This is a genomic window from Bradyrhizobium sp. SBR1B, from assembly GCF_014198205.1.
Lineage (GTDB): Bacteria > Pseudomonadota > Alphaproteobacteria > Rhizobiales > Xanthobacteraceae > Bradyrhizobium.
The window spans coordinates 757,149-779,512 of the sequence record NZ_JACIHC010000001.1; the positions used below are offsets into that span (position 1 = coordinate 757,149).

General features: G+C 61.0%; 16 protein-coding genes and 1 pseudogene. 12 read left to right on the forward strand and 5 right to left on the reverse strand.

Annotated elements, in window-relative coordinates:
- Nucleotides 1-238: 238 nt before the first annotated feature.
- Nucleotides 239-1,501 (forward strand): MFS transporter, encoded by a 1,263-nt coding sequence (locus GGD61_RS03765; RefSeq protein ID WP_092261047.1) that lies wholly within the window; start codon nt 239-241, stop codon nt 1,499-1,501.
- A 6-nt stretch (nt 1,502-1,507) separates the two neighbouring features.
- Here the strand turns inward: GGD61_RS03765 and GGD61_RS03770 are convergent, their stop codons facing one another.
- Nucleotides 1,508-2,182, reverse strand: a complete 675-nt coding sequence (locus tag GGD61_RS03770; protein ID WP_018317425.1) for a Crp/Fnr family transcriptional regulator — start codon at nt 2,180-2,182, stop codon at nt 1,508-1,510.
- Nucleotides 2,183-2,519: 337 nt separating this feature from the next.
- On the opposite strand from GGD61_RS03770, the gene GGD61_RS03775 reads away from it, so the two are divergent.
- The 6 genes from GGD61_RS03775 (at nt 2,520) to GGD61_RS03800 (ending at nt 9,669) form a co-directional block, all read left to right on the forward strand.
- Complete coding sequence (locus tag GGD61_RS03775; protein WP_183230220.1) at nt 2,520-3,341, forward strand: ABC transporter ATP-binding protein; 822 nt, start codon at nt 2,520-2,522, stop codon at nt 3,339-3,341.
- Nucleotides 3,338-5,269, forward strand: a complete 1,932-nt coding sequence (locus GGD61_RS03780; RefSeq protein ID WP_183230222.1) for a long-chain fatty acid--CoA ligase — start codon at nt 3,338-3,340, stop codon at nt 5,267-5,269. The genes GGD61_RS03775 and GGD61_RS03780 overlap by 4 nt, the downstream gene beginning before the upstream one ends.
- Nucleotides 5,270-5,387: 118 nt before the next feature.
- Nucleotides 5,388-6,281, forward strand: coding sequence for a branched-chain amino acid ABC transporter permease (locus GGD61_RS03785; protein WP_018317428.1), 894 nt, complete (start codon nt 5,388-5,390; stop codon nt 6,279-6,281).
- A gap of 3 nt (nt 6,282-6,284) precedes the next feature.
- Nucleotides 6,285-7,358: a branched-chain amino acid ABC transporter permease gene (locus tag GGD61_RS03790; RefSeq protein ID WP_092261043.1), complete on the forward strand. Its 1,074-nt coding sequence runs from the start codon at nt 6,285-6,287 to the stop codon at nt 7,356-7,358.
- A 44-nt stretch (nt 7,359-7,402) separates the two neighbouring features.
- On the forward strand, nt 7,403-8,686 hold the full coding sequence (locus tag GGD61_RS03795) for an ABC transporter substrate-binding protein (RefSeq protein ID WP_183230224.1): 1,284 nt from the start codon (nt 7,403-7,405) through the stop codon (nt 8,684-8,686).
- A gap of 143 nt (nt 8,687-8,829) precedes the next feature.
- Nucleotides 8,830-9,669, forward strand: a complete 840-nt coding sequence (locus GGD61_RS03800) for an ABC transporter ATP-binding protein (RefSeq protein ID WP_018317431.1) — start codon at nt 8,830-8,832, stop codon at nt 9,667-9,669.
- 4 nt (nt 9,670-9,673) lie between these two features.
- On the opposite strand, the gene GGD61_RS03805 is transcribed toward GGD61_RS03800, so the two are convergent.
- Complete coding sequence (locus GGD61_RS03805; RefSeq protein ID WP_183230226.1) at nt 9,674-10,828, reverse strand: AGE family epimerase/isomerase; 1,155 nt, start codon at nt 10,826-10,828, stop codon at nt 9,674-9,676.
- An 86-nt stretch (nt 10,829-10,914) separates the two neighbouring features.
- Here GGD61_RS03805 and GGD61_RS03810 point away from each other — a divergent pair, with 86 nt between their 5' ends.
- Both GGD61_RS03810 and GGD61_RS03815 read left to right on the forward strand, forming a co-directional pair.
- Nucleotides 10,915-12,138 carry a phenylacetate--CoA ligase family protein gene (locus tag GGD61_RS03810; RefSeq protein ID WP_143109101.1) on the forward strand — a complete coding sequence of 408 codons (1,224 nt, stop codon included), beginning with the start codon at nt 10,915-10,917 and terminating at the stop codon, nt 12,136-12,138.
- A 1,837-nt stretch (nt 12,139-13,975) separates the two neighbouring features.
- On the forward strand, nt 13,976-14,182 hold the full coding sequence (locus GGD61_RS03815; protein ID WP_092261039.1) for a hypothetical protein: 207 nt from the start codon (nt 13,976-13,978) through the stop codon (nt 14,180-14,182).
- Between the two features lie 1,231 nt (nt 14,183-15,413).
- Here GGD61_RS03815 and GGD61_RS03820 read toward each other — a convergent pair.
- On the reverse strand, nt 15,414-15,974 hold the full coding sequence (locus tag GGD61_RS03820) for an HAD-IIIA family hydrolase (RefSeq protein WP_092261037.1): 561 nt from the start codon (nt 15,972-15,974) through the stop codon (nt 15,414-15,416).
- 386 nt (nt 15,975-16,360) lie between these two features.
- On the opposite strand from GGD61_RS03820, the pseudogene GGD61_RS40325 reads away from it, so the two are divergent.
- Nucleotides 16,361-16,847 (forward strand): annotated as a pseudogene (locus tag GGD61_RS40325) (endonuclease); the annotation flags it as partial.
- Between the two features lie 437 nt (nt 16,848-17,284).
- Here GGD61_RS40325 and GGD61_RS03825 read toward each other — a convergent pair.
- Together GGD61_RS03825 and GGD61_RS03830 are read right to left on the reverse strand one after the other, a co-directional pair.
- A complete protein-coding gene (locus GGD61_RS03825; protein ID WP_092261035.1) occupies nt 17,285-17,608 on the reverse strand; it encodes a hypothetical protein in 324 nt (107 codons plus the stop codon).
- A gap of 661 nt (nt 17,609-18,269) precedes the next feature.
- Nucleotides 18,270-19,487: an acyltransferase gene (locus GGD61_RS03830; protein ID WP_092261033.1), complete on the reverse strand. Its 1,218-nt coding sequence runs from the start codon at nt 19,485-19,487 to the stop codon at nt 18,270-18,272.
- Nucleotides 19,488-20,458: 971 nt separating this feature from the next.
- Here GGD61_RS03830 and GGD61_RS40330 point away from each other — a divergent pair.
- Both GGD61_RS40330 and GGD61_RS03840 read left to right on the forward strand, forming a co-directional pair.
- Nucleotides 20,459-20,896 (forward strand): hypothetical protein, encoded by a 438-nt coding sequence (locus GGD61_RS40330; protein ID WP_244550757.1) that lies wholly within the window; start codon nt 20,459-20,461, stop codon nt 20,894-20,896.
- A 507-nt stretch (nt 20,897-21,403) separates the two neighbouring features.
- Nucleotides 21,404-22,204, forward strand: a complete 801-nt coding sequence (locus GGD61_RS03840; RefSeq protein ID WP_092261031.1) for a hypothetical protein — start codon at nt 21,404-21,406, stop codon at nt 22,202-22,204.
- The last annotated feature ends 160 nt before the right edge of the window (nt 22,205-22,364 follow it).

The window sequence follows — 22,364 nt, forward strand, 5'->3', positions numbered from 1 at the left end:
GCCACAGCAAGATGAAGACACTATGACCGCCTCCTGCGTCCATGGACGAACCGATCGCAGAAACCAGGGGACGACATTGGTACGGACGGTCACGCGCCCGCGGGCGGCCGTGCTGATGCAGCCATGCATGGCAGCATGCGGCGGGTCCGATTGACACGCGCGTCGCCAACGCTACGTTGCTGATCCGAAAGAAGAAACAACAAGGCAAGGGATTCGCCGTGACACGCGTCATCGCGTCTTGAGCGCAGCCACGCGGGCGTCGGCGCTCGCGCCATTCCGCATCCGCAACTATCGCTTCCAATGGCCGTCCGACCTGCTCACCTCCTGGGCTTTCGAGGTCGAGACGCTGGTGCTGGGCTGGTACATCCTGGTCGAGACCGGCTCGGTGCTGCTGCTGACCGTGCTTGCCTCGCTCCAGTTCGTCGGGACCTTGGTCGCGCCGGTGTTCGGCATGATCGGCGACCGCATGGGCCATCGCGATCTGCTGGTCGCGATGCGTCTTGCCTATACGGTGCTCTCGTCGACCATCATGGTTCTGGCGCTGACCGGTCATCTGTCGCCGCTGAGCGTCATGATCATCGTCGCGGTCATGGGCCTGATTCGTCCCTCGGATCTGGGCGTCCGCGGCGCGCTGCTCGCCGAGATCATGCCGGCCGAGCAGCTGGTGGGTGCCATCAGCGTTGCGCGCACGACCCAGGACAGCGCCCGCATCGCCGGAGCGTTGACGGGCGCCGGGCTGTTCGCCGTCCTCGGCATTGGCCTCGTTTACGTGGCGATTGCCTGTCTTTACTTCGTGGCAGCGCTTCTCATGCTGTGTCTGACCCGGCCCAAGAGGGCCGTCATCACGAGCGATCTTCCGGCGAATAGCCATGCCATCTCGCGGCTGCTCGGCGATCTGAAGGAAGGGATCGTCTACGCCTGGAGTGGCCCGGGAATGCGTGCGGCGCTGTGCGTCGCCTTCCTGGCCAATCTCACCGCATTCCCGTTCACCGGCGGATTGCTGCCCTACATCGCCCGGGAGATCTTTCATACCGACCAGACCGGCCTCGGCTACCTCTCGGCGAGCTTCGCGGTCGGCTCGCTGATCGGCTCCATCACGCTCAGCCTGGTCGGCGGACTGCGCATTGCCCGGCTTCTGATCGGCGCGACGCTGGCCTGGTACGCCATGCTGCTGGTATTCGTCGAGATCAGGACCATGCCGGTGGCGATGGCCTGCCTCGTGCTCGCCGGCATCGCCCAGAGCATGTCCATGATCTCGGCGGCCGTGATCCTTATGCGCACCGCAAGCGCACACCTTCGCGGCCGCGTGATGGGCGTGCGCATGATGGTGATCTACGGCCTGCCGATCGGATTGCTCGCGGCCGGCAGCCTGATCGACGTCATCGGTTATTCCGCGACGGGTTCGCTCTATGCCGCCGCCGGCTTCATCGCCATGCTGGCGATCGCGATCCGCTGGCGCGCCGACCTCTGGCCGGTGCACGCGCCTGCCAATGCGCGATGACCGCGCCTAATCGCCATACCCGCGCAGCCGCTCGATATCGAGGATGGTGACGCCGCCATATTCGAGCCGCAGCAGTCCCTCCTTCTCCAGCCGGTTCAGCGCGCGGTTGGCGTTCTGGCGGGACATGCCGGAGAGCGCACCGATCTCCTCCTGGGTGATCTCCAGATGAGCGGTCGATTCCGGATAGAGGATCGGATTGAACAGTGAGGCGATGCTGCGGGCGAGGCGTGCGGTGGCGTCCAGGGTGCGGTTGACCTCGAGCATGCCGATGAACTGGCCGAGCCGTTCGTTGAGCTGGCGCACCAGAAAGCGGTTGAAGCCGACGCTGTTCTCGAACAGCCACATGAAGGCGCTGCGTTCCATCAGCGCGACGCGGCTGTCGCGCAGCGCGACCACATCGTAGCGGCGCGGCTCGTTCTTGAGCACGCTGCCCTCGCCGAACCAGGCCCCTGCCGTCAGCCCGGCGAGGCTGGTCTCCTTGCCGTCCCTGGAGACCCCGCCCATGCGGGCCAGGCCGCCCACCATGCCGGCCCAGTAGCCAAAAATATCACCGCGCATGAACACGGTCTCGCCGGTGCCGTAGGACCGCTCCGTGATTCCGGCGCGCGCGACCTCGATCTCCGCTTGCGTGAGCTCGCGCGACCATGCGGCGACGCGCTTCAGTTGATCTTCTGAAATCATGATCTCGCGGCCAGCCGCACCGTTTCGTCACTCCATCTTCTGCTGCATTGCAGCATGATGCTTCCAACCGCCATCCGACGAAAGATGAAGGCCGCCGCCGCCCGGCAAACTTTGTCGCAGAATTGTCGGCCGCGAGACATTTCAAAATAGCGCTTTCCCCTATTGAGGACCACCTCGGACGATGCGGCTTTTGATCCCTGACGGGAACGAGAGTGGCGCGGATCCGGTCGAGACCATCTGCTGCATGGCCTCACCGGCACCACCGTACTAGGATCGCTGGGAAGGAACGGACGAAGAGCGCCGCTAAAAAGCGCCATCACCGGGAGGGTTTCGTTTGGTGGCTACCAGTCTTGAAGTGCGCGACGTGTCCTTGCGATTCGGCGGCGTCCGGGCGCTGACCGACGTCGGCTTTTCCATCAGGGAGGGCGAGCTGTTCTCGATCATCGGCCCTAACGGCGCCGGCAAGACCTCGATCGTGAACTGTATTTCCGGCCGCTACAAGCCGACCGAAGGCCAGCTGTTCTACCAGGGCCGCGACATCACCGCCCTGACGCCGAACGCCCGCGCCTCGCTCGGGATCGGCCGCACCTTCCAGAATCTCGCGCTGTTCCACCACATGAGCGTGCTCGACAACATCATGGTCGGCCGCCACCACCTCCTGAAGAACAATTTCCTCACGGGCTCGCTGTACTGGCTCACCGGCGCGCGCAAGGAGGAGCTCAAGCACCGCCGCAAGGTCGAGGAGATCATCGACTTCCTCGACCTCCAATCGGTGCGGAAGGCCACCGCCGGCACCCTCTCCTACGGCCTGCGCAAGCGCGTGGAGCTCGCCCGCGCCATGGCGCTGGAGCCGCGTCTCATTCTCCTCGACGAGCCGATGGCCGGCATGAACTTCGAGGAGAAGGAGGACATGGCCCGCTACATCGTCGATCTCAACGAGGAATTCGGGATGACGGTGGTGATGATCGAGCACGACATGGGCGTGGTGATGGACATCTCCCACCGCGTCATGGTGCTGGATTTCGGCAAGAAGATCGCCGAAGGCGATCCGGCGACGGTGCTCGCCGATCCTCACGTCAGGCGCGCCTATCTTGGTGAAGAAGACGAGGTGCTGGTCGATCCGGATGACGCTGCACCCGCGCAGGAGAGCGCGGCATGATGGATTACGCAGGCCGCGTCGCACGGGCCGACACCTATCCGAAGATGCTCCGGCTCAACGCGAAGGAGCATGGCAACGAAATCGCGCTCCGCGAGAAGGATCTCGGGCTCTGGCGGCTGTTCACCTGGAGCGACTACCAGACCCGCGTGCGCGATTTTGCGCTCGGCCTTCTCGAATTGGGCCTTGGCCGCGGCGACGTCATCGGCATCATCGGCGATAACCGGCCGGATTGGGTGGCGGCGGAAGTGGCGACGCACGCCATCGGCGGCCTCAGCCTCGGACTTTATCGCGACGTGCTGGACGAGGAAGCCTCCTATCTGCTCAACTATGGCGAGGCGCAGCTCGTCTTCGCCGAGGACGAGGAGCAGGTCGACAAGCTGCTCACCCTCGCCGACCGCGCGCCGAAGCTGAAGCACATCATCTATTCCGATCCGCGCGGGATGCGGAAATATGACGACTCCAGGCTGATGTCGGCGGAGAGGTTTGCCGAGCTCGGCCGGGCACGTGCCGCGCGTGAGCCGGAGCTCTACGACAGACTGGTCGATGCCACCAAGGGCGGGGACGTCGCGATCCTCTGCACGACGTCGGGCACCACGTCCCATCCCAAGCTCGCGATGCTCGCCGCCGGCCGCGTGCTCGGCCACTGCGCGACCTATCTTGCCTTCGATCCCAAGGGCCCGGACGACGAATACGTCTCGGTGCTGCCGCTGCCCTGGATCATGGAGCAGGTCTACGTGCTCGGCAAAGGCCTGCTCTGCCGGATGAAGATCAACTTCGTCGAAGAGCCCGACACGATGATGAACGATCTGCGCGAGATCGCGCCGACATTCGTGCTCTTTGCCCCAAGGGTCTGGGAATCGATCGCCGCCGACGTCCGCGCCAAGGTGATGGACGCGACGCCTCTCAAGCGGCGCCTGTTCGACGTCGGCATGAAGAGCGGCCTCGCCGCGCTCGAACACGGCAAGCGCTCGAGCCTTGCCGACGCGATCCTGTTCCGGGCGCTGCGCGACCGCCTCGGTTTCACCCGGCTGCGTTCGGCCGCGACCGGCGGCGCGGCGCTCGGGCCCGAGACCTTCAAGTTCTTTCAGGCCATGGGCGTGCCGCTGCGCACGCTGTACGGCCAGACCGAGCTGCTGGGGGCCTATACGCTGCATCCCGAGGGCAAGGTCGATCCCGACACCACGGGCGTTCCTATGTCCGACCAGGTCGAGATCCGCATCGACAATGCCGACGTCCACGGCGTCGGCGAGATCGTGGTGCGGCATCCCAACATGTTCCTCGGCTACTACAAGAATCCCGAGGCAAGCGTCGCCGACATCAAGGACGGCTGGATGTTGTCGGGCGACGCCGGCTATTTCAACGCGAACCAGCAGCTCGTCGTCATCGACCGTATCAAGGATCTCGCCGAGACCTCGCGCGGCGAGCGCTTCTCGCCGCAGTTCATCGAGAACAAGCTGAAGTTTTCGCCCTATATCGCCGAAGCCGTGGTGCTCGGGGCCGGCCGCGATGCGCTCGCGGCGATGATCTGCATCCGCTACTCCATCATCTCGAAATGGGCGGAGAAGAATCGCCTCTCCTTCACGACCTACAGCGATCTCGCCTCGCGGCCGGAGGTCTATACGCTGCTTCAGAAGGAGGTCGAGACCGTCAACGCCACGCTGCCGCCGGCCCAGCGCATCTCGCGCTTCTTGCTGCTCTACAAGGAGCTCGACGCCGACGACGGCGAGCTCACCCGCACAAGAAAGGTGCGCCGCAGCGTCATCAACGAGAAATACGAAGGCATCATCGATGCCATCTACCGCGGCGATGCTGACATCCCCGTCGACACCGTGATCCGCTTCCAGGACGGCACCACCCAGCGCGTGCGGACGACACTGCGCGTGGTCGACCTCGGCGGGCACGGGCATATGGCGGAGGCTGCGGAGTGAAACAAATGGTCGTCATGCGCGGGCTTGACCCGCGCATCCATCCTCTTCCGAACAATCTTCCTTCCGCATCGATGGATTGCCGGGTCAAGCCCGGCAATGACGAGCTGGGTCAACCGACATGAACACCGCCTTCCTCATCCAGCTCCTGGTCAACGGTCTCGTGGTCGGCACGCTCTATGGCGTGGTCGCGATGTCGTTCGTGCTGATCTACAAGGCGACGCAGGTCGTCAACTTCGCGCAAGGTGAATTGCTGCTGGTCGGCGCCTGGGTGTGTTGGGCTCTGCTCGCCAAATATCAGGTGCCGTTCTGGATCGGCATGCCGATGACGCTTGTGTTCATGTTCGTGTTCGGCATCGCGGTCCAGGTGCTGATCCTGCGGCCGATGATCGGCGAGCCCATCATCTCCGTGATCATGGTGACGATCGGCCTCTCCACCGTGCTCCAGGCAACGCTGAAATGGATGTTCGGCGTCAATCCGCAGCCGTTCCCGCGCGTGTTCGAGAGCCAGTCGGTCAGCTTGCTGGGCTTACAGATCCAGACCGTCTATGTCATGAGCCTGGTGGTCTCCGTCGCCATGATGATCGGCATGGCCTGGTTCTTCCGCGCCTCCAAATACGGCCTTGCGATGCGCGCCACCGCGTTCAACCAGCAGGTCGCCCAATCGCTCGGCATTTCCGTGAAAAGCGTGTTCGCGATGGCCTGGGCGATCTCGGCGACGGTGTCGGCGGTCGCGGGCGTCGTCGTTGCGGTCGTGAACGGCGTGTCCTCGGGCCTTGCCGCCTATGGCATCAAGGTGTTTCCGGCGGCGATCCTCGGCGGGCTCGACTCCGTCGGCGGCGCCGTGCTCGGCGGCATTATCATCGGCCTGCTCGAAAATGTCGCGCAATATGTCGACAGCGAGTACCTGCACTGGGGCAATCTCTACGAGATCGCGCCGTTCTACGTCCTCATCATCGTGCTGATGATCAAGCCCTACGGGCTGTTCGGCACCCACGACATCGAGCGGATCTGACCCATGGCCGGCCCTGCCCTCATTCCTGCTGGTGATTTCCGCACCACTTATGCGGCCGACACCACGATCTTCCCGACCACGACCAGCCGCAACTTCGCCATCGCAGGCGTGCTGTTGCTATGCCTCGCGCCGCAATTCTTCAGCGGATACTGGCTCAGCGTCCTGATCCAGATCGGCATCTTCTCGATCGCGGCGCTCGGGCTCAACATCCTGGTCGGCTTCACCGGCCAGATCTCGATCGGGCATGCCGCCTTCTTCCTGCTCGGCGCTTTCACCTCGGCTTACATCTCCAACAACGCGCCGATCCCGGTGTTCTTCGCGATCCCGCTCGCCGGAATCGTCACCGCGCTGGTCGGCCTGATCTTCGGCATCCCGGCGGCGCGGCTGAAGGGGCTCTATCTCGTCATCGCGACGCTGGCCGCGCAGTATATCCTGCTCGACTTCTTCTCCCGCGCCGAATGGTTCACCGGCGGCTCGGTGCCGGCGAGCGCCAACCCGTTCTCGATCTTCGGTTACACGCTACGCGGCGACAAACAGTATTTCTACGTCGTTCTGGCCTATGTGCTGCTCAGCTACATCCTCGTCACCAACCTGATGCGCACCCGCGACGGCCGCGCGCTGGTGGCGATCCGCGACCATTATCTCTCGGCTGAGATCATGGGCATCAACCTCACCAAATACCGTACGCTGTCGTTCGGGCTCGCCGCCTTCTTCGCCGGCATCGCCGGCGCGCTCTATGCGCACTACCAGCTCGTGGTGTCGCAGGAAGGTTTCGGTATCGAGCGCTCGATCCTGTTCCTGGCCATGATCATCATCGGCGGTACCGGCTCGATCATGGGCACGCTGATGGGCACCGCCTTCGTGGTGCTGCTGCCCGAAGGGATGGAGTTCATCAGCCATTATTTGAAGGGCGGCGCGATCGACAAGGCGCTGTCGCTCAACACCAACATCACCTTCCTGCGCGAGATCGCGATCGGGGTGATCATCATCGCCTTCCTGATGTTCGAACCCGACGGGCTCGCGCATCGCTGGCGGCAGATCAAGGCGTATTGGAAACTCTACCCGTTCTCGCATTGAGCGCGGGCAACTTCACTTAAACAATAAACAGGAGGAACCGACCCATGACGATGAAATCCTTTTTGAGCACCGCATCGCTCGCCGTCGCGATCGCCGCATTCTCGGCCGGCGCACAGGCGCAGATCGCGATCGGGCACCTCGCCGACTATTCCGGCGGCACCTCCGACGTCGGCACGCCCTATGGCCAGGCCGTCGCCGACACCTTCGCCTGGGTCAACAAGAACGGCGGCGTCGGCGGCAAGCAGATCAACGTCGACACCAACGACTATGGCTACCAGGTGCCGCGCGCGATCGCGCTCTACAAGAAGTGGTCGGCGCCGGACAGCAAGGTCGCCGCGATCATGGGTTGGGGCACCGCCGACACCGAGGCGCTGACCGGCTTCCTCGCCCAGGACAAGATTCCCGACATGTCCGGCTCCTATGCCGCCGCCCTCACCGACCCCGAGGGCGTCAGCGGCAAGGCCAAGCCCGCGCCCTACAATTTCTTCTATGGCCCTAGCTATTCGGACTCGCTGCGCGCGATGCTGATATGGGCGGCCGAGGACTGGAAGGCCAAGGGCAAGTCCGGCAAGCCGAAATTCGTGCACATGGGCGCCAACCATCCCTATCCGAACGCGCCGAAGGCCGCCGGTGAAGCGATGGCGCAGGAGCTCGGCTTCGAGGTGCTGCCGCCGCTGGTGTTCGCGCTCGCGCCGGGTGACTACAGCGCCCAGTGCCTGAGCCTGAAATCCTCGGGCGCCAACTACGCCTATCTCGGCAACACCGCCGCCTCCAACATCTCGGTGATGAAGGCCTGCAAGACTGCCGGCGTCGAGATCCAGTTCATGGGCAATGTCTGGGGCATGGACGAGAACGCCGCCAAGACGGCCGGAGACGCCGCCAACGGCGTGATCTTCCCCTTGCGCACCGCGGTGAGCTGGGGCGGCGACGCGCCCGGCATGAAGACGCTGATGGAGATCTCGAAGATGTCCGACGCCAGCGGCAAGGTCTACCGTCCCGTGCACTACGTGGCGGCGGTCTGCTCTGCGCTGTACATGAAGGAGGCGATCGACTGGGCTGCCAAGAACGGCGGCGCCACCGGAGACAACGTCGCCAAGGGCTTCTACCAGAAGAAGGATTGGGTGCCGGCCGGCATGGAAGGCGTCTGCAATCCCTCGACCTGGACCGACAAGGACCATCGCGGCACGCTGAAGGTCGATCTCTATCGCACCAAGGTCTCGGGCGCGACCGACGGCGACCTCAACGACCTCATGGCCAAGGGCACGATCAAGCTCGAGAAGGTCAAGACCGTCGAGCTGCCGCGCAAGCCGGAATTGCTGGGCTGGTGAGGCACGCTGTTTCCCTACACACAACTGTCATCCCCCGCGAAGGCGGGGGATCCAGTACGCCGCGGCCTCTCGGGGAACGTCAGGCGTCTCTGGAATACTGGGTCGCCCGGTCAAGCCGGGCGACAGCAGCGGAGTTTTGAAGCATGAGTCAGATCGCAGAAGCCACTCGCACCACTCCCACAGCAGTGCCCGCCGCCGCCCTCCTCGCCGTGCGCAACATCGAGGTCGTCTATGACGACGTCATCCTGGTGCTGCGCGGCCTCAGCCTCGACGTACCCAAGGGCGCGATCGTGGCGCTGCTGGGCGCCAACGGCGCCGGCAAATCGACGACGCTGAAGGCGATCTCGGGGCTGCTCAAGACCGAGGACGGCGAGGTCACACGCGGCGAAATCGTGTTCGAGAACGAGCGGATCAACGGCATCGACCCCGACAAGATCGTCCGCCGCGGCATCTTCCAGGTGATGGAGGGCCGGCGCATCGTCGCCGACATGACCTCGCTGGAGAACCTCAAGCTCGGCGCCTTCACCCGCAGGGACCGCGAGGTCGATGCCGATCTCGACATGGTGTTCAACTATTTCCCGCGCCTGAAGGAACGCACCGGCCTTGCCGGCTATCTCTCCGGCGGCGAGCAGCAGATGCTCGCGATCGGCCGCGCGCTGATGGCGCGCCCGAAGATGATCCTGATGGACGAGCCGTCGATGGGCCTGTCGCCGCTGCTGGTGAAAGAGGTGTTCTCCATCATCCAGAAGATCAACCGCGATCTCGGCGTCACCATCCTCCTGGTCGAGCAGAACGCACGCGCCGCGCTGTCGGTGGCGAGCCACGGCTACATCATGGAGCAGGGCAAGGTCGTGCTCGACGGCACCGCGGACGAATTGCGCGACAACGAGGACGTCAAGGAATTCTACCTCGGCGGGGCCGGCGACCAGCGCAAGAGCTTCAAGAACCTCAAGAGCTTCAAGCGGCGCAAGCGCTGGCTCTGAACTCTTAGGGTTCGAGCACCTGCTCCGCTTCCGTGACCGCGCAGAGAACATGATAGAACGACGACGCAGGAATGGTGTCGATCAGCGATTTGCCGTCGCGATCGAACTGGTCGTACCAGCCGCCCCTCACGGGATGGCTGAGATAATGCCGTTCGAGCCGCACCAGCGCCGCGCGCGCCTCGTCCGCCGCACCCGCCTCGCCGGATTCGGCCTGCGCGATCCACGCCTTCGCGATCTCGGTCTGCGGCCACAGCCGGCGCGTGCTGCGGCGGATATTGCCGATGTCGTCGGCTTCGTCGATCAAGCAGCCCGTGACCTCGTCGCGATAGCGCATCGAGGTCGCAAGCAACTCGGCACGGCGCTGACCGGTCGGGCATCCCGTGATGCGCTCGAACCCCTTCAGCAGCCATACCCATTCCGCCTGGTGGCCCGGCTCGACGCTGACCGGCTCGATCTTCGACCAGTCTTCCTCAAAATACTCGGTCAGGATGCGCTTCTGCTTGTCGTAGAGATTGGCCAGGAACAGCGCGAAAAACTCGCCGGCACGGTTCTGGAACGACAGGTCGTGGGTCGCCTCGAAACACGCGATCATAGCCTCGAACAGATGCATGTGCGGGTTCTGCCGGCGCGGCAGCGACACCGGAAGGCTTTCGTGCACGCCTCCATGCGGCGAGCGGAGATGGCCGTCGAGGAAAGCCAGCAGCGCGTCGATCTCGGCACGAACCTGCGCATCCTGGTCGAGCGCGTAGACGGTCGCGAGCGCAAACAGGATGAAAGCGTGGTCGTAGGCATCGCGCCGGCCGTCCAGCACCGCACCTTCCGGCGTCAACCGGTGCACATAGCCGGGCCGGCCATCGGGCGCTTTGGCCTTGCCGAGCAAATGCTCCAACCCCTTCAGCGCGATGGCGCGGCCCTCAGTGTACCAGCCCATCTGTGCGGCCTTGGCGTAGCAATAGATCTGGCGGGCCTGCACGAACACGCGCCGCGGCGCGGCCGCATCCGCCGTGCCGTCGCGGTGCAGCCGGTCGATGAAACCGCCTGCGGCAGGATCCCAGCCGACGGTCGACCACAGCGGCAGCGCCTTCTCGATCATGCGGCGCTTAAGGCGCGCGACGACGTCCGTCGCTTCCTCCGCCGCAATGATTCCTTCGTCCGGCATCGCGTCCTCTCCAGGCCTCGCCAATGGCCGTCTGATACCCACGCCAGCGGCGGCGCGCAACGGATGCCAACACGGAAAGAACAGCCATGACCGCCCACTACGATGCCCGCGAGACGCGCGAACAAGCCGCCCGCGAGGCCGATCTGTTCTCCCGCCTGCCAGAGGTGCTGCGAGCCGCGATGGCCGCTCCGGCCTATGCCGAGCGGCTGAGAGGCCTCGATCCCGCCGCAGTGACCTCCCGGGAGGCACTGGCGGGCCTGCCGGTACTGCACAAGTCGGAACTGCCCGCCCTGCACAAGGCCTCTGCGCCCTTCGGAGGCTTCGTGGCAGCGGCGCCGGGGTCATTCGCCCGCCTTTTCACCTCCCCAGGCCCTATTTTCGAACCGGAGGGGCGGCAGGCCGATCCCTGGCGCGGCGCAAGGGCGTTGTTCGCGGCCGGGTTCCGACCCGATGACATCGTCCTCAACACCTTCAGCTACCATCTCACCCCCGGTGGCTTCATCTTCGATGCCTCGGCGCGTGCGCTCGGCTGCGCCGTAATCCCGGCAGGGCCCGGCAACACCGAACAGCAATTCGAGCTGATCGAGGCCTACCGCCCGGTCGGCTACAGCGGCACGCCGGACTTCCTGAAGATGTTGCTCGATGCCGCAGCGAGTTCGGGACGGGACGTCTCCTCGATCAAGCGCGCACTGGTTTCTGGCGCGGCGTTCCCGCCCTCGCTGCAGGCTGAGATCAAGGCGCGCGGCATCGATGCCTACCAAGCCTTCGGCACCGCCGACCTCGGCCTGATCGCGTTCGAGACCGAGGCGCGCGAGGGCATGGTCGTGAACGAGGATCTGATCATGGAGATCGTCAAGCCCGGCACCGGCGATCCCGTTGCGCCGGGCGACGTCGGCGAGATCGTGGTGACGTCGCTCGATCAACACCATCCCTGGATCCGGCTCGCCCTCGGCGACCTCACCGCAGCGCTGCCGGGGCCAAGCAAGTGCGGCCGCACCAACATGCGCATCAAGGGCTGGATGGGCCGCGCCGACCAGACCACCAAGGTCAAGGGCATGTTCATCCGTCCCGAACAGATCGCCGAGATCGGCAAGCGTCATTCTGCGCTCGGAAGACTACGCCTCGTCGTCACACGGCAGGGCGAGACCGACACAATGACGCTGAAAGCGGAAACGGCGGCGGCGAGCGAGGCGTTGCGCGAGGAGATCGCGACAAGCTTGCGCGCCGTGACGAAACTTGGCGGAAGCGTCGAGTTCGTCAGTCCTGGCGCGCTACCGAACGACGGCAAGGTGATCGCGGACGAACGATAACGCTGAATTTCGTTCCTTAGCAGCGAATATTTCGCAAGCTGAGCTCTATTCAGGCGTGGATCCGCGCAAAAACCACGGAATATCCTGACTGCGCGTCTCTGGCGAGCATGGGTGGAAAATAACAGGGAATTCCAAACCTGATATTCGAAAACTTCTTGGTCCGAAACTGTGATTGCCTGGGAGCTCAACCAGAAGGACTCGTCTCGAGCACAGAAGAGCGCCATGGACCGCGCTGCGGTTGGTATTGTGCTCAGAGAGCTATATCGGAAACCTGATCTTCAGCCGGAAGTCCGGAAGCTACGGCAGAACACCGTGAAAAACCCTCCTGAGCAATGAGTCGAAAGCAAGAGCTGCATCGAACCCATCATCGATCGCGAGGTCGTTTTCAGCGTCGGGAGGATTATCGAGGACCGGCGCCCCGATCTTTCCGAGGCAGAGATGCTCGTTCGGCTGCGGAAGACTCTCCTCAAAAAGGGGTTTGACGCCAACATGGATCGGACGGCGGGACTTCCCAGCTCCTGTGACGTGTCAAACGCATTTCGGCAATTTTCGAAAATCTCTATCGATTGCTCGGTTACACACCGAAGCGGAGTTACGAATTTCTCGACGCTCGTCCTGTCTGGTCCGAGTTGAGGTCAAAGCTTGTCGAACAGACCGCCGCCGCGATTAAGGCGGCAGGCGGGCGCATCAGTTCGGGCGGCTGGAGCGATTGCCTGCGGGTGAACGGGATGGCCTGTCTCTCCGTTAGGGCGGCCCGCTGGACCCCTGGTCGAAAGCCAAGCCATGCCCCCACTGGAGCATCCAGCGCGAGGCGTGCCTCCCTGACGGCTGGATTGCCGCTATCCGGCTAGCCGAGCACAACAAAACCGTACTCGATTACGTATTGTTGCCGACCAACGGCAAAGTAAGACGCACGATCCGCTTTTCCTAATCAGCGCGAGCGCGGCGGGGAATTGCGCGCTTCAAGACGATCAATGGCCTCGTCCAAGCCATCGCCCGACGACTAACAAAACCGGATTTTACGTCCCACGCCCAGAAGCCGAGGAGCGGGCGGCCGAAAGCGCCGCAACTCAAAGCCAGCAACATCCACCGACGACGTCGACGTCAGGCAGACCGCATTTGAGAACTTGTGCCGACGCTCAGGGTCAGCTTTGATGCTCGCATTTAGGATATGCCTCTATGAGTGCCAAGTATGAGTGTTAGGTCAATTGTCGCGAAAATCCTAAGGGACGAACTCACCTCTTTGGGTATCCGGTCGCTGACTGTCCAGGAGTCGGAGAGGATCGCTGCTCGCATCTTCGAGCGGATCACCGAGCTCGAATTGGAGCTTGCCGCTCGTGATTTCGCCGCCCTAGGCCCAGGTCGCGACTAGCCTCCTCTCGAGGTGCTGCTTCGACGACCGGCCAAGCAAGTATTGGGGCGCCACCGAGCCGGCCCGACCTCCGTCGGCAAGTTGCAGAGCGCGGATCGCGTCAGGCTCGAAAGGGCGGGTGGTACCGACCGGGCTGCTGCCGGGTCAGCAATCTCAGCTTCGGCTGCTGTAAACCACAACGCCGTCGTCGCCGGCCGCAGACCGTGCATGGATGAGCAAAAAACGGGCAAGCCCCCCGTTTAACACTGGCAAGCCGCCGTGCTATGGACAGCAGGCGACCACTAACGCGGTCGCATTCTCAGTTAACTCCCGCCGGCTCCCAAGTCGGCGGGTTTTTCCATGAACCTTAAGAACGATGAGGCGCCGGTCCGGACTGGCGGGATATTAACTTGGCTTTAACACCTGTTGTGCAGCGGCGCCGGCTCATATAGATAAGGCCTTCAGCGTCAGTTGCGTTTGAGAGTCATGATTACGTACAAGCAGTACCACATCGAGCGAGTTGAGCACGGTCCGCGGGGCTGGGTTGCCCGCATCACGCGGGCGGATGGCCAAAACATCCGCACCATCCTGCCGGCTTCTGAACATCCCTACCTTGACACGAAGCCCACTGCTTCCGCAGAGGAAGCCGAGAAGCTCGCCAAGGAAGGCATCGACTTCGGCGGGGTGGTTTAACGGGCCCCTCGTCAGCATGTCTGCACCTTGCAGCGATCTCGCCGCAGCGCTTGGAGAAATCGCTCGCCTGGTCATGAGGTGCGTCGCCCTTTGATTGAGAGAGCGCGGGCGTAAATCATGCACCGCCGACGGCCAATTGTGTTCCAGCCGATCACCTGCGGCTCATAGCGAGACCCCCCGCTTCCCCAGCCACGCCAGCGCGGCGGAGCAAACGGCTGAAAGCAAAGCGGTCCAAAACCAGGACCGTCCGCGGGCGGCACTGATAGAACGCAGATATAAGAAAGCTCCAAGAAGCTTCCCGTAGTTCCTTCGGAATTCTCCGTTAAGCTTAGCTACTTCCGGCAGATCGGACAAAGCCTTGCATTCGTCGGCCATTGGCTGGGCTCCATTAGCGGCTGGACCAGCATCTCATGAACCACTGTTTTGCCCGACGGAGCAAGCGAAATTTCGGTTTTTTCGATGTGTCCTTTTTGGCGAACCGCTGGATCTTGGGCCGAAGCCTACCGAATGGCTGGTGTAAGTCGCTGAGACGCCTTATCTCAGGCTGGAGTCAGGCCAATAAGGAATCTCATTCGGTGGGACCGGATCGACCAAAGTTCTGCCGCACCATCGCGTAGAGCACAAAAAGGCTCATGGTGATGGCGACGGCCAGCAGTGGGAAAATGTAGTTCATGCACCCTCCAAGGCTATGAAAATACTAGCAGCGGATTGCGAGCTGTCCAATCGGACGAAGTTCCCCGGCTTGCGCACGCGCTTTGAGTCCCGCCTCTACGGTCCCAACCCGCTTGTGATCCTCATACGTTGTGCCGCTATAAGCATCTGAGCGAAAGCCGCAGCCTTGTCATACCGCTCCAAGTTCGACAGCAATCTCATTCCTTTGTTCAGCGCCCTCAACCACGACTGGGATCAGACCTAGCCTGAGGAGCTCGCAGGCGATCCAGCCGACTCCTGGGTTGAGTCAGATCTTGAAGTGCGGCTTCCATATCCGCGCCAGATTCTCGGCAAGAACTGCATCGAACCGATCGAACCATAAAGATCCGCTTCGGCCTAATGAGATAATCCATGCCGACGAGTGTTGCGGCCCGATATTGCTTTCCCAGCAGCGCTTGTTCGCGGACCGGTACGCTTCGCTGCGTTTGCGCGATTGGCTTCGATCATCGCTTTGACCCCAACTTCCCCTCGGATTTCACTAGCTAGCGATATGATTCGTCAGGTCGCGAAATCGACGGCATCAATCCTCATTCCTCGCAGCTCCGCTACGCGAATGTATTTGAGGCAGGGGATCCAGGGGCCGGTCTGTTAACAGCTGGGCGATGAACGAATGGAGGTTTGCCCCATCAAATAGGTAGGCCGCGATGCCGGCCGCTTGCGCCGCATCAAGATCACTCTGCTTGTCGCCGATCATGAAACTAGCATCGATATCAACCGGGTACCGCTCAAGCAGGGCTCTGATCATCCCCGGCTGCGGCTTACGACAATTGCAGAGGACACGGTAACGCTCAATCAGGCCATCTGGGTGATGTGGGCAAAACTCGAACGCATCGATATGCGCGCCAAAGCTTCCAAGCTCACGCGACATCCATTCGTGCAAATTGCGAACATGACGTTCCTCGTAAAACCCCCTCGCAATTCCTGATTGGTTCGTCACCACAAATGCAAAATACCCGGCGTCATTGACCGCTTTGACGGCCTGTTGGGCTCCCTCAACCCACCGGATCTTGTTCGGATCAAAAGCGTAGCCATCGTCCTCGTTGAGGACGCCGTCACGATCAAAGAAGACTGCCGGACGCATAAAGCTCTCTTGCCCACGCTGGAAGGGATACTACCGATCTTCCGACAATGACTGCTTTATTTCAACATGTCGCGCGTAGACAGGATCCTTGTCTGCGCGGTGCCTTTTGCGTCCATCTATTTGCCTTTAAGGCGTAAATTGGCTTCGTTTTGTCGCATTATGCTGGTCGGCCTCCGGTCGTCCCTGCCTTCAGCGCGCGAGAACAAGAGCTATTCCGCGGCTAAAACGAGCAATGATATTGCTGCAGAAAGGACTGGCATCCAACGGCGATTGGAGCGTTACCGATTCGACCGGGCGCCAGCGACCATCATAGCGCCGGTATCTCGCCTCGCGGACGCGGGGCTTCAGACAGTGCGGCAAGTAAGCCGCTTGGCCTTGCGTAGGAGGTCGAACAGACCGGTGCAATCTTCGAGGCCAAATTCATGCTGCCCTGGGCCTCTACCGAGGAAGCCGCTGCCGAGAAGCACATGGAGCAGCTGCAACACAAAATGTGGGTGCATCATCGCCGACGGCGGAAAGTGGGTCGAGATCAAAGTCCGCCGATCCGCTCTACCGGCATCTATTGCTACCAGCCGAGAAAAAATTCTAGCGCTGCGTCCAGGGTCGGCGAGCCGCTGCACTCTTCAGTATCGGGACACCGCGCCCGCGTTTGGAAGCGGTTAAAGACATCGACATGTCGATGTCCATTCAATGGGCCGCGCATGCTGCGATATACCTTCGAACCCGAGAGGCGCATGGCAAGCATGAAACCGCCAAGGTGCATCTGAAGAAGCTGACGCAACGGGCCACGGCATCAAAGGCAAGCGCTCCAAATCCGGCGCGGTGAGCTTCGAGGCCCAGTTGACGGTGGGCTTCGATGCACCAGTCCAGTGAGAGGATCGGGACCATCGCGGCTGCCCTCGCTCAGGTCCGGGGAGATCCATTCTCCGGAGGTATGGGCAAGCAGGGTGGTGAGATGGATCCGGCCCGTGATCTGCTCGATCAGGGTGGTCTGGATGGTAGCGATTTCCTGCTGGCTCAGCGTCTTGCTAACAATGTCCAGGCCGGACGCGAGGAAGCGCAACGAAAGCTTCGATCGTCCTCCCGCGGGAATGACGACCGGATCACGGCGGTCAGCGTCTTTCAGGGTTCGCTAGTTCTAGCGTCGCCATTTCATCGGCTGGTTGGCCTCTTTCATTACGGGCCCTTGCCAGAGGAGACCCCAAGTCTTGAGCAATAGAAATGAGCTGACGTCCTCTGCGTCAAAATCGCCCCAGCTCGCCGGGAATACCGTGGGGGCACGGAGCTGGGGCCATCAGGGTTAACCAAACTCACTTAGGCAATGAAGCCGCCATCGACACCTGCAGATTCCCAGGGCCAACAAGTTTTAGCGAGTATTTGATGGGGATCGGTCCGCGGTCAGTGTCTAGCGCAGCCGCGCAATCCAAAGCGCCATCGCGCTGCTCACTGGTAACGTCAATCAATCCGCTGACGACTAAATTCTGCGTTTCCTGGTTGACGTTTTCGTTGATAATTTTCTTCACGAGAGCGGAATCGCAGGTGGGCAATCCATGACGCTCCTCGTTCAAGGTAAATGCCGTAACCGTCAATGCAACCGCAGCGATGGTGGTGACGCCATACGCAAGCAACCCCATAGTGGTCTCCCATAACCTTGGCAATGGACGCTGCCGAACAGAATCAATGCAGAAACGATCAACTGCTGATGGTTAACAGACTCTTAATCAGGGGGCTACACGTTGCTGGTCGCTCTAAACCTTGAACGTTAGCAGACGTAGGCACCGTACGGGCCGCGATAGCAATTGGGATCAGTGCTTCGTCCATATTGGTCGAGATCGTAGCCCGGCGCTCTCCGATAATAGCGGCGCTCATAGTGATCGCGCCGAAGGGTGGCGCCCGGAGGGCCGCAAACGTACACCTGATTTGGTCCCCGATAACAATCTGGATCCAAACTCCGACCGTATCGGTCGTAGCCGTAGGGGTACCCCATTTGGGCGGCTGCTGGCATAATCGACATCGTAATCGCCGATGCTGTAATCAACGTCGCCAATAAAAACCTCACTGTCCCGTCTCCTCTTTTGACCAAGGGCCATTATGACGAATGAATCCTGAACGACAAATGAGCGGCCAAACGACGCTGCTGAACGACTACACCATTCAACCCCGGCTTGAGCATCTGTGGAATACCGACAAATGCCCGCCGCTGAGCCGAGACCAGCAGGCGGAGAGGAGTAGGAGGGTGGCAGCTCTTTGTGCTTAAGGCATGCGCGTTCGGGCTTAGCTCCCACGGTCGCACGGTCACGAAGCTGCGGCGCCAGGAAAGTCCTCTACTAGCGATGCGGCTTTTAGAGACTGGTTTTCCTTCTGGATACGCTTGGACATTGAATGAGACGGACGCTCAACAAATCGGAAAAATAGATCGGCTGAAATCAAGGAGCCAGAGACCGCGACGATCCAGAGTGTCCAGCCATTCAACCGCCCGTGTCCGTAGATCTCGACAATGTGCATCACGGGATAGTGGATCAAGAACAAGCTGAAAGATATGCGGCCTAGTCTTCGCAGTGGTGCTGGGACTGCAATTGGCGAGGCAACGGCTAGCGAGATGAATCCGGCAGCAGCAGCGGCAGTAAACAACTCGCCGATGTATCGAGGCCATTGGGGCCAGGAGTAGCCAAAAGAATAGAAATAAACGCCAACCGCCGTCGCCCCAAAAGCCCAGAGCACGCCTCTCGATCTGTGAATTGCCCAACGTACGATCTGTGTTCGATACTTTGCGACGTAAGCCCCAATGAAGAACATCCCGGCAAAGTGGATGGTGCGTAGAGAATCCAGCAGTTTGCCGTCATCGACGATCGTTTTGTTGAGGGCTGGGAAGTAAAGGGCCGCCGATAAAGCGCAAGAAAACAGTATCGGGCCAACGAGGATCGCAGCGGAGGTTCGCGCGACGATCCAGAATATGAATGGAAATATTATCGACAGGCGCATTTCATAGACGAGGGACCAAATGGGCGGATTTATGAGCTTTGGACTGAAATGGCCGATCAGAAAAACGTGGTTTACGAATGCACTCAGAGAAAAGCTGCCACGCGGTACCAAGCCCGTTTCCAGTCGCGGCCATTCGACGCCAGACCAGAACGGGATCTTGAGCGTGGCGGCTGCGATGATGAGGGCGGCAAGGTATGGAAGGTAAATTCGGACGAATCTGGCCTTCAGGAAAGTTCCGGCTGTAAGCGAAGCTCTCTCGCACATGAGATACAGCGCAAAGCCGCTCAAAACAAAGAACACGATCACGGCCTGATGGCCGGAAAATAGGAGGCCGAATGGCGGGAGTTGGGCGGTCGCCCAAAGATCCTTGTTGTCAAACATTACGAATGCTGCGGTGTGGCTCAGAACCACGATGAACGCCGCGAGGCCTCGTACTGCATCCAGCCAAGGATAGCGTTGATCTCCAGCGTCCCCGAAGCGTTGCAAAGCATTTCTCTCCAGAAGTATTGAGGAATACTTCGCACGGCTCATGCCGAACGTAAAGCCGCCACCCGTCGCGCCATGCGCTCGATGAGATATTGAACGATCAATCGATTGACTAGGCGTTCGACATCGAGTGTCCTAGACAAAAAGAAAACAGGCAGGTCCGAGCGCTAGTTTCTATCCTTCGGCATCGCGTTTTCGTACTCTTTGACCTGGTCGATATTGAGTTTCAGCACCAACCCACAGCACATCGCGAACGCGATCCAGCCAATTGCAAGAAGTTTCACCGGTGTCTCCATTTATGGCCTCAGTAGAGCTTGAGGAGCTGGGGCCAATTAGATCGAAACCGGGACCAATGGCAATCACCGTTGCGGCCCTCGACAAGGTTAACGCGGATTTATCTTCGGTGCAACTTGATCAATCCCCGGTGCAGTAATGTGGGCGGTTTCGATACCCCTCGGGACCCACCCCTAGCGTTCGGCGGATCGCCAGTTTAAGGGCTGGAACAGAGGAGAGATCCGCGTGCGCTTCTTTCAGATGCTGCTAATTTTCCTAGCCAGCGCTGAACCCGGCGCGTTCGCCAAGAGCGCGCCGCACGATCCGAGACCCAACTCAGAGTGCCTCGTGAGCGCGGCCGAACTGCCGCCGGGAGCGCCAAGGGTCATGTGCCCTACCCGCAGCTCGCCGGGTAGCTTTTGCGTCTGTCCCAGATTCTCAAAGAACGGCAATAAAGAAGGATACTATACTGGGACGGCCAAATAACCAGCTTCAGTGCTGAGGAGCAAGGATCAGCTGCTTGGCTTCGACTTCCAGCCGTAGGACTGATGCGGGATTCGGCCCGTAATGTCATCGTCTCTCTCGTCGGAGAGGCGCCATGCAGCCACACCGAAACAGACCGTCAACACCACTGCGGCGGACAATCAGCAGCATCGATAGAAACTGGCTCAATCCAACTTCCTCAACATACGCACTGGGCAGGGCGAGCAGGGGAAGCCGATTCGGAAAATGCAGGCCCGGAGATGCGCGAGCTCGGCGAGGCCCTCGACCATCTGCACGGCCAGGAGATCCCGGAAGAGCCGACCCAGCACCAACGAACTCCGCCGCGCCGGTACCGCACTATCTCCCGATCTGCCCACGCGTTCGAGTTCTGCCTGCCAAAGGCCGCCAAAGCCGTTCCCATCGGCCACGACTGGCTCCACGAAATCAGGTGCGACGGCTATCACCTGCACGTCGGGCGCAAGGGCGAGGCCGTGCGGCTGATCACCAAGAATGGCCACGAGGCCACACTCAAGAACCGCGAGCAGCAATTCATCATCGACGGCGAGGCTGTAGTGCTCGGGGTCGATGGCGCATCAGATTTTAACGCGCTGCACTCCAGCCAGCACGACGACGAGGTGCAGCTCTACGCCTTCCATATCCTCGCACTCGACGGCGAGGACCTGCGCCGCTTCCCCTGACGATCGCAAGGCCAACGCAGCACGCCTATTGAGAGGACGTTCTGACGGCATGTTCGTCGCCCCGTTTGAGATTGGCAAGATCGGACAGATTTATTTCGCATGGCCTGCGAGATGGGGCTTGAAGGCCTCGTCTCGAAACGACGCGAACGGCGGTATGCGCCGGCCGGTCGAAGGATTGGATCAAGGTGAAGAACCGGACACATCCAGCACTCACCCGCGTGATTGATACTCACAAGTAGCGCGCCACGAGCCCTCGACGAGGCGCCAGGACATTTTCATTTCTCCATAGAAAAGCCGCCCCAAGGCGGCTCGTTGCCTCATTTCCGCAGCGCAATTTCGCTGGCTGGACTGCTTTACGTAGTTGGCCTGCTCTGGCAGAGTGCTCTACATGAAACCAGACGAGCGAAAATTCTACCACTCCGATGAGGTCGGAACCATGGCTTTCCTTGCCGCGGTCCTTTTCGCGCTATTCTGTCTTTGGCTCACCGCCGACAAGTTCCCGCATTGATGACCCATAATCTTACCCTTTCTGAGGCGGCAGAATCTGCTGCGAAGCTCATACTCGATGGCGGCCACGTTGAAAGATGGGTTGAAGGCTCGATTTTCCCTAGCGAAATGGCGTTCTTTCTAGCCGTTTGCGACTCCCAAAAGATAAAAAAAGTCATCGAAAGCGGCAGACAGGATGGTTACTCGACCGCCATCCTTGGCGACTGGGGTGATCGCACCGGAGCCAAGATAATCTCCATAGACCTGGAGAGCGATCAAGACCGCGCAGTTGCATGCCGTCTTCGCCTTGTGAATTATAAATCTCTCCGTTTAGTCCGCGGTAACGCGTACGCGGAATTCGGGCGCTACGCTCTAGATTCCCGAGAGCGAACGGCCTTCCTCACAGACGGCCCAAAAGGCGCCCCTGCCATCTCCATGATGGCCGCCGCGCTGACTGATCATGTTTCCGTTGTTGCCAGCCATAATCTGCACCAGGGCAGTATGGAGTACGATTATTTTACCAGCATTGGCGATGGGAGCATTTTTTACGAGAACGCTATCCCAAACCCTGGTCCCAATTGGGTTGAACTCCGCCGCCGAGATGTCGATCATGCGAGGCGGGTCGGAGCAGTTCGTCCACTCGAAGCATCTTCGATCGGTGTTCTTGTCCTCGATGAGCGCAATCGCATAGCAATGAAGGCTACGTGGGGCAAATCCTTCGGCTTGCACCAACCCGCAGCCGTCCGCCTTCTCTGGAGTCTTGGAGCGTACAAATTAGCTCCCCTACTCTATGGGGCGTCTTATCGCCTACTAGGGCGCTGAGGGAACGATCGCCCTGATGCTAGCACTTGCTTTTTCTCTGTTCTGCCTGTGGCTCACGAAGGCGCGACAGTCGGAGAGCTCATATTTGCTCATATCGATGCATCGCCAGTCATCATCGATGTTGGAGCCAGGAATGGCATGAGCATGTTTTCGGCCTCCT